Source organism: Providencia sp. wls1914 (assembly GCF_009706645.1).
In the GTDB taxonomy this organism is placed as follows: Bacteria; Pseudomonadota; Gammaproteobacteria; order Enterobacterales; family Enterobacteriaceae; genus Providencia; species Providencia zhijiangensis.
This window is the reverse complement of the sequence record NZ_WLUN01000003.1, coordinates 80,929-95,743: the sequence shown is the minus strand read 5'-3', so window position 1 is coordinate 95,743 and position 14,815 is coordinate 80,929. Positions and strand designations below refer to the sequence as shown.

The 14,815-nt window shown below is 40.0% G+C and carries 8 protein-coding genes and 2 pseudogenes; 8 read left to right on the top strand and 2 right to left on the bottom strand.

What is annotated here, in order from left to right:
• Positions 1-284 precede the first annotated feature (284 nt).
• The 6 genes and pseudogenes from GKR74_RS01275 to GKR74_RS01250 all read left to right on the top strand — a co-directional run bounded on the left by GKR74_RS01275 (position 285) and on the right by GKR74_RS01250 (position 8,783).
• Positions 285-713, top strand: a complete 429-nt coding sequence (locus GKR74_RS01275; RefSeq protein ID WP_154602193.1) for a winged helix-turn-helix domain-containing protein — start codon at positions 285-287, stop codon at positions 711-713.
• A gap of 26 nt (positions 714-739) precedes the next feature.
• A complete protein-coding gene (locus GKR74_RS01270) occupies positions 740-1,165 on the top strand; it encodes a YbaY family lipoprotein (RefSeq protein WP_154602192.1) in 426 nt (141 codons plus the stop codon).
• Positions 1,166-1,483: 318 nt separating this feature from the next.
• A complete protein-coding gene (locus GKR74_RS01265; protein ID WP_154602191.1) occupies positions 1,484-3,472 on the top strand; it encodes an inverse autotransporter beta domain-containing protein in 1,989 nt (662 codons plus the stop codon).
• A gap of 1,331 nt (positions 3,473-4,803) precedes the next feature.
• Positions 4,804-5,097, top strand: a pseudogene (locus GKR74_RS01260) (helix-turn-helix domain-containing protein).
• Between the two features lie 219 nt (positions 5,098-5,316).
• A pseudogene (locus tag GKR74_RS01255) lies at positions 5,317-7,149 on the top strand (FUSC family protein).
• Between the two features lie 392 nt (positions 7,150-7,541).
• Positions 7,542-8,783 carry a Zn-dependent hydrolase gene (locus GKR74_RS01250; protein ID WP_154602188.1) on the top strand — a complete coding sequence of 414 codons (1,242 nt, stop codon included), beginning with the start codon at positions 7,542-7,544 and terminating at the stop codon, positions 8,781-8,783.
• Positions 8,784-8,850: 67 nt separating this feature from the next.
• Here GKR74_RS01250 and GKR74_RS01245 read toward each other — a convergent pair whose 3' ends face one another.
• Both GKR74_RS01245 and dcuC read right to left on the bottom strand, forming a co-directional pair.
• Positions 8,851-10,116 carry an amidohydrolase gene (locus GKR74_RS01245; RefSeq protein WP_154602187.1) on the bottom strand — a complete coding sequence of 422 codons (1,266 nt, stop codon included), beginning with the start codon at positions 10,114-10,116 and terminating at the stop codon, positions 8,851-8,853.
• A gap of 15 nt (positions 10,117-10,131) precedes the next feature.
• On the bottom strand, positions 10,132-11,406 hold the full coding sequence (gene dcuC / locus GKR74_RS01240; protein WP_154602186.1) for a C4-dicarboxylate transporter DcuC: 1,275 nt from the start codon (positions 11,404-11,406) through the stop codon (positions 10,132-10,134).
• 802 nt (positions 11,407-12,208) lie between these two features.
• Between dcuC and codB the strand changes: the two genes are divergently transcribed.
• Entirely contained in the window at positions 12,209-13,456 is a 1,248-nt protein-coding gene (codB, locus tag GKR74_RS01235) for a cytosine permease (RefSeq protein WP_181477805.1), read from the top strand.
• A complete protein-coding gene (locus tag GKR74_RS01230; RefSeq protein ID WP_336431285.1) occupies positions 13,449-14,747 on the top strand; it encodes a cytosine deaminase in 1,299 nt (432 codons plus the stop codon). Before codB ends, GKR74_RS01230 begins: the two co-directional genes overlap by 8 nt.
• Positions 14,748-14,815 lie beyond the last annotated feature (68 nt).

The following is a 14,815-nucleotide window of genomic DNA, read 5'->3' as shown; positions in this document are numbered from 1 at the left end:
TTATCACCGACGAATATTTATAAGCTTAGAGTGCATTTTTTATAATCTAAGCTATTTAACTCTCTCCTTTTTAAAAAATATAAAAAAAATAAATTTGAAATTGATATATACACTCACAGATAGTAGTTTAAATTTACATCACTAAAACACATTGTTCAAATTTAAAAAACGTCTTGGTTTTTCATCCATTCATTACCCTACTTTTTTTATATTGAACACGATTTTACTGATGATCACGATGTTGATAATTAATTTTATGTTGAACTATATCTGTGGGAAATATTATGAATAACATGGAATACAATCAAATAGAGCCAATGGTGCTTTTATGTGGTCAAGTCGTTTATGACCCACTGAAGAGAACGCTATCTCGCGGAAAAAGAACCGTGAATTTATCTGAAAATGAATCCTGTCTCTTAAAGCTGTTGTTATTAAAAACAAATAGCAAGAGAGAAGTGATGCATGAAATTTGGGAAAAGCGCGGAACTATCGTAACTGAAAGCAGTTACTACAAGTTAGTCAGGCAATTACGACAATCATTTAAGAAAGTAGAGTTAGATGAAAATCTCATCATGACACTGCCTAGAATTGGAATCTTGTACACTGGTGAAAAGTCAGAAATGCCAATTTTATCAAGGTTTAACGAACAAAAAAACATGTATGCATATGTTCGCTGTTTTTTTCAGAAAGTATTTAATCGTTCATTTCAATAACTTATTTATATAATAGAAGAAAAACTATGCCTAAATTTGCTATATCAAAAAATATTTTACACTCTATTTTTATATTAGCTTGCTGTTTATTTTTATTTGCGTGTAAAAACCCAATTAATAAGACAAATAATACATTTAATATTAAAGGTGATATCTATAACTCATCTCATGACATTCCTGCAGATGCATTAATTACTTTATCTCTCACACCGATAAACGAAAACAGTTACTCAGAAAAAAGCCATTATGACTATACCCTAACAACCAGAAAATCAGCGAGAACGGTTAATTTTTCCATTAATTTACCGGAATCGCTGTTAACCCAAGGTCACTATTTTGGATTGAGCGTGAGAGTTGAAAAAAAAGGTGAATTACTGATGATGAGTAATCAAGTTACGCCGTTAAGTCAATCTACACCGACAAGATTATCTTTAAAAGTAAACTCTATTTAATTTATTAGACTTAAAAACCTTATCATTCACAACATTTAAATAGTTTAGTACTTAATGACAAATTATTAAATGCATAAATCGATGCAAAAGAAAATCAGTAATAACCAGAATTTATAGGAATTTCTTTTTTATTAATTAAAATTCCAAATTATTCAAAAATAAATATCATAAAAGTAAATATACTTCATTCAAATATACGTTGAGTATTGGCTGCTAATTTTAATGATTGCGCGAATCTTAAGGATAGTTAGTAAGGCAGGGATTTTTAAAATACTCATCATAAAATTTTAATTAACCCTATATTTTCGGAGTTCCTTAATGAATCGCAAGTCTAAGGATTTTCATCCTTATTATGTTGCATCTATCGCGTGGATAAATATTGCAATACAGATTAGTTTTCCTTTGGCATCAATTTTTTCACCTGTCGCAGCCAATGCATTTACAGAACAAAATCAACAACAACGTACATTTTTATTACCGAAAAAAAATACGCTTATTCTAAGAGAAACTAAACCATATACACTACAAGCCGGTGAAACAACTCAGAGTATTGCCAAAAAATATAATATAAGTTTGGAGCAATTACGTAAGCTTAATCAATTTAGAACATTTTCACACGGTTTTGAGGCCCTTAAAGCAGGTGATGAACTGGAAATTCCTATGGCTCCGTTACCAACTTTAGAGTGGGAAAACGAAAAACCGGTTTATATTCCTCCCACAGCGCCGAGTGAAGAGGAAATCAAGCTGGCACAATTTGCTACTAAAGCAGGCCAATTTTTTACAACACAGCCTAATCATGAAAAAACCAAAGCATTTGCCAAAGAACTCGTCACAACAGCAGCAAGCAGTTATCTACAAGATTGGTTTAATCATTTCGGTAGCTCACAAATAAAGCTGGTTGCAGACAATAAATTTTCGTTAAAAAATTCACAAATTGATTTACTGCTACCTATTTATGAAAACGAAGAGAGTTTATTTTTTACTCAAGGTAGTTTTCATCGTCAAGAGCAGCGCATAGAAACCAACCTCGGCTTTGGTGCGCGCTGGTATGGTGACAATCAAATGTTCGGTGGGAATACCTTCTTTGACTACGATATATCCCGTGGCCATTCTCGTTTAGGATTAGGTGTCGAATATCGCCGTGACTTCTTAAAACTGTCAGGCAACAGCTACCATCGTCTTAGCAGCTGGCGCAATGCGCGAGAATTAGTCGACCATTCAGCTAGACCATCTAGTGGATGGGATCTCCGTGCAGAGGGTTGGCTACCTATCTATCCGCATATAGGAGGAAAACTCACTTACGAACAATATTATGGTGATGATGTCGCTCTATTCGGCACCAAAAATTTACAACGCGACCCATACTCCATCAATGTCGGTCTCAACTATACGCCGATTCCATTAATCACATTCAATGCGGAACATCGCCAAGGGAAAGCCAGCAAAAAAGATTCGCGGATTGGTTTGCAACTGAACTACCAATTTGGCAAAAGCTTGAAGCAACATTTGGATCCAGAATCCGTCAATGCATTTCGCTCACTCATGGGTAATCGTTACGATTTTGTCAGTCGTAACAACCATATCATTCTGGATTATAAAAAGAATGATGTAATCCATTTAAACATAACTGACTCTGTCACAGGCTACACAGGGGAAAAAATCCCTTTAAATTTCACAGTAACCAGTAAATATGGCTTAAGTTACATAAAATGGGATGCTGAAGCGCTGGTTGCAGCTGGGGGACATATTCTCAATGAAAATGGCCAATATAGCCTTGTGTTGCCTTCATATAAAAATACCAAAAATGCGAATAATTACGCCATCACCGCCATTGCTATCGACAAAAAAGGGAATACATCTTCCAAAGCCATTATTCGTGTTTCGGTTACTCAACCTGCTATTCACACCCTAAAAAGCACAATTTTATCCAGTAACATTGATTTAATCGCGGACGGCAAAAATAGCAAAAAACTGTCGTTATCCATTAAGGATAAAGCGGGTTATGTCATTGACCTCTCAGCCAAAGAGATCACTCTAGAGCGAGTCACGACACAAAAAGTAAAGAATGCGATGCTCGCGAAGGGGTCACAAGCCACTCCTACCGCAACATACACCAGAATCAGCCCATTTACCCGCTTAGCGGCCGGGCAATATGAAGCGACATTAACGGCAGGCACTAAACCTGAAAGATTTATATTGGTTCCCAAAGCCCATAATGCAGTCTTCCCTGAAATCAAAGTCACTGTCGTTGCGGATACGACAGCGGTCCAAGCTACAAAGCCCATGCCCAATACACAAACGCCTTAATTAGCTAACAGAAAGTCACCTATTGAAGTCAAGACACAACTGAAAGATGCGAATGGTCTAGCAACCCCCCACGATTACCAGTACGGCAGGGGATATCATCATTACAGCTACGACGCCGAATGCTCAACCACAAGAAGTGAAAGTAGATTTCTTACCTGATACCACAACGGCTATGGTGCACTCTAATAATATTGAAGTATCCAGCCAAGTATCCCCGCGAACAATAACTTGGAAAATACTATTTCCATTACCGTGACTGACGAAAAAAGCAGCTCACTTCCAAATATTTTAGAGAAAACAAACCACCGATGCTTACTATCGGACAGATCATACCGTCGACTTTGAGATTAAGCCATCGAATCAAATCGACCTGCAAAGTAATAATTTATTAACCCTATTTCTGTAAAACATAGCATTCTTCGAGGTGAATATGATAACGACTACGACTTATCAACATATGACCCTACCATTCAATCAACAAATAATAATACCTAAGTAAATTATCATGGGATTTTAGAGATTTTTGAAAATATGCATAAGTCACAATATGAATTTTATTACTTTATTGATAGCCATATAATGAATATTTAAACTACAAAGTTTAAAATAGGAAATCCTTTACTACTAAAGTAGCAGACCATTTAGTACAATTTGACTTAAAATAATTGATACTAAGTTTTAACTTTAATCATCATACAAAACACCCACTAAGCCACCAAATCTTTGATACTAAAATAACTATCACTTTAGAAACAAAAAAAAGAAAATCAAAAATAAGAATATTTTGATTTCTATTAAGATGCCTTAAATCTACATATTTCACTAAATCATAAAAAAATTGATCAAATAACGATCTTCCTAGATTGATGTCTTTATGAAATAAACCAAAAACCAAAAACCATTAAGCCAAATCACAGAGTTTAAATATAAAAACTTAATATTGTTAATGTTTTATTTTCTGTTTTTTTGGTTTTATATATTCAATTAAACAAAATTAATAGCCAATTATATTGATCAAAAACAATACACTAAAATTTACATTTGTTATGACATTGCATGAATTCAAATTTAACCTATTTAAAATGAAAAAATAATTTTCACATTAAATATTTAGAATCAATAATCGTGAACATACTGATATTTAATGCGTCATTTTGGGACTAATTGAAAATAATTATAAGGATAGTATATCATTCAGTGAGTGGCACTTGAGGGTCACTATATATTTAACCAAAAATTAAAATACACAGATTATATTAAATCACTTGTATAAAATCTGAAAAATTCACATTGATTGTTATCTCAACAATATAATTTAATAGAGAATATTTATGAATAGAAAATTTCCTGTCGCTTATGCCGTCGGACAAAAAATCAAGTCATTAAGAAAATCTCAAGGTTATACTGTGTTTCAATTAGCACGAGAATGTAATATCAGTGAACAACAACTATTCCGTTATGAACGAGGTGTTAATCGTATTGATATTGATTGCTTAGCTAGAGTAACAAAAATATTAGATGTTAATATCAGTGATATATTTTGTGATGTATTTCAAGACAATCAAGATATTAAGTACGAGAATAAATCCCAAGAATCAGTTGAATCTTACGCATGAAGTGCGTAATTTGTATTCAGTCTTAACTTCAACTATTTTTTGATTTAAAACAGTCTATATATGATGCTCCTGTATAAAAAGTAAAAGCCTATTTCATTGTAAGGCTTTTACTTTTTATTTTACTTCGATCTCTATTTTACCAATATAGAAGTTTTCCACCTCTGTTTGCTCTTTTCCCTCACAAGCACTACCCTATATGCTGTTTTATTCACCCATCTGCGAAAAACCATGCCACGACTCATCACATCAATACAGCGATTCGGATTTGATTCTGACCGTTTGCGCTTTGCAATGATCACCGCCTGCGCATCCATTCTTGCGCTATTTATTGCTGAATATGCAGGACTCACTCACCCCCAATGGGCGGCAATGACTGTATGGGCTTCCGCGCAACCTTGGCGTGAAAACTTGTTAGAAAAAAGTTGGTGGCGGTTTGCAGGTACAGTTATTGGTGTCGTTGCTGGCATTGTACTCATTCAAATTCACCTAATCAGTCCATTATTATTTGTGATCGGTTTAGCCGGATGGTTAGGTGCATGTAGCGGTATTGGACAGCTACAAAAAGGCTTTGTAGCCTACGGTACTTTTTTGGCAGGTTACTCAGCGGTAATGGTAAGCATGCTTAGCGTTCATGCCACCGACAATATTTTTGCCGTAGCATGGGATCGATTTTGGACTATTTTAGTGGGTGTATTATGTGCGGTTTTGTTTAATTTCTTATTTACTCCCAAGCGTGAACAAGCATCCATCATCGCGTTAAAGCAACAAATTGATCAGCAGTTTTACACTATTTTGCATCGTTCTTTATATAGAAAAGAGTCGATTAAACAACAGGACATTGACACTTTATGGCAGCAAATGGCCACCTATGATGAACAGTTAGAGGCCAACCGTATTGGGTGGCGTTATCACCGTAAACAAGTCGTAAAAGCTCGCCAACAACTACTCGCTCAAAGCCAAATTTTGCTACAACTTGATAAATTTAAAGAGGTAGCGGCATTTCCATTTCCAGCAACACAACCGACTGAATCACAATGGAAACATATCCTGTCTCTGTGCCCGAATGGCATATTGAAAAATCTCTTAATCCCGCTGTTTTATGTGTCAAAAGGGTTATCCATCAAGGCACAACACCGTGTAGATAAGCTAAAACTCCACCATGACCGCATTGCCGCTTGGCAAACTTTTGCTCGCTCGTTTGTTGCCATTGCCACCGTTGGCTTACTCTGGTTAGCGACTCAATGGCAAGCTCTCGCCTATTTAACGCTAGGTTTATCCGTGATGATCGCATTATTCGCATCCCTTGATTACCCTGCTAGGTTTATGAAAAATATCTTCACGGGACAATCTTTCGGGGCACTTTCCGCGTTGATTTGTACTTGGTGTCTATGGCCATTCGCATCATCATCATGGCAAATGACCTTATTTATTGTGCCCGTTATCATCAGTGGAATTTTAGTTTTCGCCCACAAGAAACTAATTTTAATCGCCTTTGATTACATTATGGTCTCTTTGATCTTACTGCAACCAAACTACCCTTTTACATTAAGCTTTCCAGAAAGCCTCGGTAATGCCATCGCCATTATTTGTGGACCGTTGGTCGCGATGGGAGCTTTTTATTGGATTTACCCAACAAATCCGAAGAAACGTTACCAAAACCTTATTTTACTCAGCGAACAACAATTTAAGCTGGGTCTTCATAAGATTATTTCAGGACAAAAACCATCAACATCACAGATGAGCCATCGCCTATTTAGCGGGTTAATATTGGCGCGTAAGAGTGATTATCCATTTGATAGAACAATACAATTTTTTGCTGTCCGCCACGCTATTTGGCTCAATCTGATGCAAATTTATAAACAATTTTCTGCCTCTGAATCACACAATCGCGCCCTAAAAGGACTCGTTTTACGTTTGCAGCACCCACAAACTGATGTTGAAAAAATTCACCGCCTGCTACAGGCACTATTACGTAGGCAGAAAAATAGTGCTGAATTACGTCAATTGTATAATGATGTTCACCTCTACTTGCATTATTTAGACACTAACAATTGAATATAAAAAATAACAATTAACGAGAGATTGAAAAAAATAAAATAAATTACCGATCTAAATTGATTATAAAAAATAAATCTCTTATTTAAATTCTAGAACCCCAAAGCATCATCAATAAATAATGAAAAAATCGAGGGTTTATTTAAAAATTTTTTAAATTAGCCCTCGACAAATGGAATCTATCTCAAACGTAAAATTTGTTATATTTTCGTTTAATATCAGTAATTTGATAAATATCATGCAACCTTCTTTTTTTCATCCTTCTGTTTGACTTACCCAATTTCTATTTGCATTATGGTACCCATAATAATTTTTATACTTTTCTGCTTTTTATTTTCAATCCTTCTTATTCCAATAAACTTAAATATATCTGATTACAACTTATGAAAGAGGTTTTCATGACTAGGGAATTATTTTCTACTAATGAAATGAAATTATTATTTGAAAAATTAGCATCCTTTACTGTTTATCCTGAAAATAAAGGTGTAACACGTTTGGCTTATACACCCACAGACCAATTGGCACACCAATACATGATAGAAACCATGCAAAAAGCTGGGTTTACTGTTCGCCAAGATGCAATAGGGAATATTTTCTGCCGATTACCGGGAAAAAATCCTGATTTACCTGCTGTTGGCACTGGCTCTCATTTGGACACGGTTCCTAATGGCGGTGCTTATGATGGTACGCTTGGTGTCGTGGCAGGGTTTTATGCTCTGATGCAATTTGAACCACAGCAATTGTCCCGTTCCCTTGAGCTCGTCATTTTCAGGGCGGAAGAATCCAGCCGATTTGGTTTTTCCTGTATTGGCAGCAAAGTGTTACTTGGAAAAGTTGATCGTGAAAAGTGGGCACTCAACCGAGATGATGATGGACGCAGTTTTTTCGATGTCCTCGACAGTCTTGGTTACCCAAGCCACGAAATTGAACAGTGCCAATTGGCGGATAACCATTATTCAGCTTTTATCGAAATGCATATCGAACAAGGTCGGCGCCTTGAACTTGAAGAAAAATCAGTGGGAATTGTGAACGGCATTGCCGCGCCAACCCGCTTCCAAGTTCAGGTCACAGGGCATGCAGATCACTCTGGCGCAACCCCAATGTACCAACGTCACGATGCATTAGTGGCCAGCGCCGCCATTATCAGCGATGTGAATCGAGCGGCTTGCCGTGAAGCGGTATGGGGAACCGTCGGTACCATTGGGAAACTCAATGTATATCCAAATTCCATGAACGTGATTCCCGGTGAAGTGAATTTCTTGGTCGATATTCGCGGTATTGAGCCAGAAAGTATTGCCCGCGTTGCCACTCACTTGAAAAATTCCATTAGAAAATCTGAACAAGACAACGATGTTTCGATTCAACTTCGTGAAATTTCAGCTGAAGCTCCGGTGAAATTAAATAACGAGATTTGTCAGTGTATTGAACAACATTGCCTTGAGCAAAACATCGGTTATATGACCATGTTGAGCGGTGCGGGTCATGACTCTATGAATCTCGCCCAAAAATTCCCAACCGCCATGATTTTCACACCATCAAAAAATGGGATTAGCCATCACCCTGATGAATTCACTGATTTCGACGACATCATTATTGCCGCCAATCTATTGAAAGATACCCTGCATTCATTAGCAAAATAAAGCTTTAGTGAAATAAAAAGCCGCTGGGAGAATGCTCTCGCAGCGGCTTTTTCCTATTACCCAAAAATTACATTAATGACACCAAACATCCGGTATACAGCTGATAGGCTGTTAACATCTGTTTTTCATCGAAATCAAAATTAGCTTGGTGATGCCCTGCGGTTCTGTCGGCACCGACAACAAAATACAGAGATTTCCCCCCATGACGCTGGACGCGTTTTGCCAAAATAGTGGCATCTTCGCTGCCGCCAAACGGGCGAGTCGCCACTGCCGTTAATTCCTCATGTTGCCCTACCACTCTTGCTAAGGTATCAATCAGCTCTTGGTCATTGGTTAAATCAACCGCTTCTCCCATCACTTCACTTTCCATTTCTAACTGGAAGCTGTGCGCGGAACCTTCTGCCATGCGAATCGCATTTTCGCTCATAAAGCGGTTAATCTCTTCATTCTCGCCACGGACTTCTATCTGCATTTGCGCATAGGATGGCGTTACGTTTCGCCCTTCACCGGCATTCAGTACCCCAACGTTAATGCGCGACATTCCTTTACCGTGTCTTGAAATTCCCAACATTTGCGTTGTGGCATGACAAGCGCCGGCTAGCGCATTGCGTCCCAATTCAGGCTCCGCTCCCGCGTGGGATGGTGCACCTTTGAAGCGAAAATCCAGTTTTGTTGTGCAGAGGAAATGAGTTGGGTTAATCACAATTTCACCGCTATTGGCAATGAATCCTAAGTGCGCCCCTAAAAAATAATCCACATCATCCACAATGCCACTTTCTGCCATCGCTCTCGCACCGCGAACGCCTTCTTCCGCAGGTTGGAATAACAGTTTTACTTTGCCAGATAAGCTCTCTTTATTTGCCACTAACCAATGCGCAACCGCTAAACCAATCGCGATATGTCCATCATGACCACACGCGTGCATTTCGCCAGGATGACAAGAACTAAAATTATCATTTTTTGGCCGATGGGTCTCATCGGTACTTTCTGTCACGCCGACACAGTCAATGTCAAAACGTAGTGCGACTGTCGGCCCTGCTTTGCCGCTATCGAAAATGGCAACACACCCTGTCAGCTCCTGCATTTCAGCCAGCAGATTTTCATCAACTTGGTGCTTTCTCGCCACCGCTAAACCTTTATCAACCACTTTTTGTTGGCGTCCAAAGGCATATTCAGGGTTGATCACTTGCGGGCCCACTTTGACGTCCAAATTTAAACGACGCAGTTCTTCAACGATTTTTGCTGTGGTTAAAAACTCAGACCAACCAATTTCCGGGTATTGATGAAATTCACGACGCCATTGAGTCAGTTGTTCTAATGTAATGTTTGACATGTTATCTCCTTAAAATTAAAGCATGATGAGCGCAATGAAGATCACCCCAACAATCATGCCGGGCGCAGTACGCTTCACAATTTCCATCGGGTTCACATTGGCTAAACCTGCACAGACGATAGCTGCACCTGCTAACGGTGACATGGTTCTACCCAATGCGCCTGAAATTGCAGAAGCCATCCCCAAATCAGGAATTTCATAACCAAATTGCTGGGCAAATGGTGTTACCGTTTCGTTGAAAGCAAACGCGGCTGCATCACCTGAACCCGTGATAATTCCCATTAAGAATGGGCCCAATGTCCCTCCCCAACGTGCAAATTCAGGAGAGTGGATCAGAAAACCAATAAAGGAATCAATTAAGCCAGATGCTTTGAGACCCGCAGAGAAAACGGCGGCAGCGATGATGATCCCAAGAACATCCCCATAAGCATTCCCCATTCCTTTAAAAAACTCTTTAGTGATGGTTGAAGGGTTAGTACGCGTGATAACTAACGCATAAATTGCCCCGATGACCATCGCTGCTGGCACACTGATTTGATACGCTTTCAGTGCATCCATAAATGGCAAAATTAATAGAATCAATGGAATAAATGGCGCTGTCGCGTAAAGATAATTTGGTTGCTCTGCCGCTGCGTTTTGTTCTGTACCTGCGGTGCCATTCACTTCAACAACCGCTTTCATGTTGTACTCTTTTTTCACTAAAGCCACTACCGCTAAGGAAACGGCGGCAATGCCCCCAACGGCTAAGCTGTATGGCCCGTGGCGAGCAATTAAGTCAACAATGCTCATGTTCGACATCTGCGCCACAAATGGGTTATGTGACAACCCAGGACTCAGCATAGAACCTATCGTACCGCACAGCACGGCACCACCAGCAATAGCTGGGTGAATACGCGCAGCAATCAGTAACGGAATCAATGTCGCACCCACCGCAGCAGCACACCCAGCCGCGGAAGGGATCGCGATATTAATAAAGAAAGTCAATACGACTGCCGCGGGGATCAGGAAAAAACCCAGTCGAGTCAGAACACGAGATAACACCAGTACTAAGTGTTTATCGCACTTGGTGTATTTCATCACATAGGCAAAACCCATACTGGAACAAATAGCTTGGATCAGCGGAGCCGAAACCATGCGCTCGCTAAATGCATTTAAGGCATCCATTGGCACAAGGCTAATAATACAAAGTACTAGCCCCGCAGCAATTAATACCATCCGAGTTTCATATTTTTTAATTAAAAGATAAATTGTAGCAACGATAACTAATGCCGCGATAATTTGTATTATCATGACTGACCTCTTTTATTCCCTGGAGAAATAGATAGAACAAATAAAGAAAAGAATGAATTTTTTAATTGGTAATTCATTGTGAACTTTAATTGTTTTATTTAATTGAGGGATATCAATTTTAATTCCCTATCTGGAAATTAACCGCCATTTTGTGATCAGCGCGATGTTTACTATAAAAAAATCATTCAAAATTAAAAAATATCCTTTAAAAACATAATCATGATCAACCATCAAGAAACATTAAATCCCGTCGAAATGACTATAAAATTAACGTTGTTATCATTTTGGTAATATTGAAACTCTTTTTTTACTCTTTACTTATTAAATGATTAAATATTAAATTCAATAAATAATTAGATTTATAAATATAGATTATCATTTAGATTGAAATCATGTTTTACTCAAAAAAATGAGTAATAAATCCCAACCAACAATTTAAATGCGTAATAATAAATAAAATATTAAAAATTGTTTTAACATTATATTTTATTGAATAAATATAAATAAAAAAAACGAACCATCGATACCCACACATTCGGAAGTCTTTTATCTTTATTTCACGTTTTTCGTTTGTATCATTAGCTGTTTTGACCGCTGGTTTTCATCGTGATTTTATCTCACCCCATCAGACCTTTTACCGTCTCACGCCCTTTCCAGTGACGCGACAGACTAGAATAAAAAATGAGCAAAAACACAATTCATTAATTCTTTTTAAGCATGTGCGAAACCGTTTGCTTTTTATTTTTACGGCTATAGAATTCGTCAGATTTTTTTGGCCAGAGGAAAGCTACAGGAGGCAATTGTGTCCGGTGATAAAAATTATAGTCATGAGCCAGTACCCATATCCGCAAGAAAAGGCGGACTCGCATTAACCTTTGTAATGCTGGGTTTAACGTTCTTTTCCGCCAGCATGTGGACCGGAGGCGCTCTCGGTACCGGTCTTAGTTTCAACGATTTCTTCCTCGCAGTTCTCATTGGTAATCTTATTCTTGGTGTCTACACCGCCTTCCTTGGTTTTATCGGTTCTAAAACAGGCTTAACAACCCACCTTCTTGCTCGTTATTCTTTCGGTATTCGCGGCTCTTGGCTCCCTTCTTTCTTACTTGGCGGTACACAGGTCGGCTGGTTCGGTGTCGGCGTTGCCATGTTCGCCATTCCCGTCGGTAAAGCGACAGGCTGGGATATCAACTTACTGATTGGTATCTCCGGTATATTGATGACCGTTACTGTGTTCTTTGGTATCTCCGCGTTAACCGTGCTATCTATTGTTGCTGTTCCTGCCATCGCCATCTTAGGAAGCTACTCCGTGTATCTTGCTGTCACTGATGCCGGTGGTTTAAGCGCATTGCAAATGGTGAAACCTGCACAACCTATCGATTTCAACCTCGCACTGGCGATGGTGGTCGGCTCATTTGTCAGTGCGGGAACGTTAACCGCTGACTTCGTACGCTTCGGGCGTAAGCCGAAAATCGCGGTACTGGTGGCGATTGTGGCGTTCTTCTTGGGCAACTCACTGATGTTTATCTTCGGTGCGGCGGGCGCAGCTTCCTTAGGCATGGCGGATATCTCCGACGTGATGATCGCGCAAGGATTACTCTTACCCGCAATTATCGTGCTTGGTTTGAACATTTGGACAACCAACGACAACGCGCTGTACGCTTCCGGCTTAGGGTTCGCCAACATTACGGGCTTATCCAGCAAGACGTTATCCATTATCAACGGCTTAGTGGGTACACTCTGCGCACTGTGGCTGTACAACAACTTTGTTAGCTGGCTGACCTTCTTATCCGCAGCCATTCCACCGATTGGTGGCATTATCATCGCGGATTACTTAATGTATCGTCATCGCTATGCCACTTTTGACATGAGCAAAATGCGCGATGTGAATATCAGTGCGTTGATAGCCGTGGCTGCGGGTGTTGCCGCAGGACATTGGCTACCGGGAATTGTCCCAGTTAACGCAGTGCTTGGCGGCGCTATCTGCTACGCCATCCTGAATCCACTATTGAATCGCGTACGCGCCACTAATTCGGAGATGACCCGTGCTTAATCAACATATTCAACATATCCACAATGTCCGTTTGCCTGAGCGTGAAGGCCTGTGGCGAATCGATATTGAAAATCAACAAATTAAAGCTATCGTTCCGCAGCCCGCAGGTGAAGTACTCCCTAACAGCCTTGATGGTGAAGGTGGTTTAGCCATTCCACCGTTTGTTGAGCCACATATCCATTTGGATACAACCCAAACCGCTGGGCAGCCAAATTGGAACCAGTCTGGCACCCTGTTTGAAGGGATTGAACGCTGGGCCGAACGCAAAGCAATGCTAACCCATGACGATGTGAAACAGCGCGCATGGCAAACTCTAAAATGGCAGATTGCTAACGGTATCCAACATGTTCGTACCCACGTTGACGTTTCCGATGCCACTTTAACGGCACTGAAAGCGATGCTGGAAGTGAAAAAAGAAGTGGCACCTTGGGTGGATATGCAGATCGTTGCTTTCCCACAAGAGGGGATCATGTCCTATCCAAACGGCGAAGAGCTATTAGAAGAAGCGCTACGTATAGGGGCGGATGTGGTCGGGGCCATCCCGCACTTTGAATTTACCCGTGAATATGGTGTGGAATCACTGCACAAAACTTTTGCATTGGCACAAAAATATGACCGTTTAATCGATGTTCACTGTGATGAAATTGATGATGAACAGTCACGCTTTGTCGAAACCGTTGCCGCCCTTGCTCATCGTGAAAGTATGGGCGCACGCGTTACCGCCAGCCATACCACGGCGATGCATTCTTACAACGGTGCTTATGCTTCACGTTTATTCCGTCTGCTGAAAATGTCAGGGATTAACTTCGTCGCCAACCCGTTAGTGAACATTCACTTACAAGGTCGTTTCGATACCTATCCAAAGCGCCGCGGAATAACCCGCGTGAAAGAGATGCTCGCAGCAAACATCAATGTCTGCTTCGGTCACGACGATGTGTTCGACCCGTGGTATCCACTGGGCACCGCCAATATGCTGCAAGTGCTGCATATGGGTCTGCATGTTTGCCAACTGATGGGCTATGGTCAGATTAATGATGGCCTTAAGCTTATCACTGAGCACAGCGCGAAAACGTTGAATTTGCAAAACTACGGTATCAATGAAGGGAAACGCGCAAGCCTGCTGATCCTGCCTGCTGAAAACGGTTTTGATGCAGTACGCCGCCAAGTGCCAGTACGCTATTCCATCCGTGATGGTCGCGTGATTGCCACTACGCAACCAACTGTGACTCAAATTCAACTCGACGATGTCGAGACGATTCGTTACGGTTATCAGCCACATAGCGAGAACTAAGTTTTACCCCAGCATGGGGCTTGTTGAGCCTGCAATCAATGAGTACCCCGTGTTTCTCTCCTCTGAAA

What these genes read in the sequence shown, in the direction of transcription:
- GKR74_RS01250 (WP_154602188.1), top strand. Translation starts at nt 7,542, where the DNA reads ATGACTAGGGAATTATTTTCTACTAATGAAATGAAATTATTATTTGAA.
- GKR74_RS01265 (WP_154602191.1), top strand. Translation starts at nt 1,484, where the DNA reads ATGAATCGCAAGTCTAAGGATTTTCATCCTTATTATGTTGCATCTATC.
- GKR74_RS01275 (WP_154602193.1), top strand. Translation starts at nt 285, where the DNA reads ATGAATAACATGGAATACAATCAAATAGAGCCAATGGTGCTTTTATGT.
- GKR74_RS01270 (WP_154602192.1), top strand. Translation starts at nt 740, where the DNA reads ATGCCTAAATTTGCTATATCAAAAAATATTTTACACTCTATTTTTATA.
- dcuC (WP_154602186.1), bottom strand. Translation starts at nt 11,406, where the DNA reads ATGATAATACAAATTATCGCGGCATTAGTTATCGTTGCTACAATTTAT.
- GKR74_RS01245 (WP_154602187.1), bottom strand. Translation starts at nt 10,116, where the DNA reads ATGTCAAACATTACATTAGAACAACTGACTCAATGGCGTCGTGAATTT.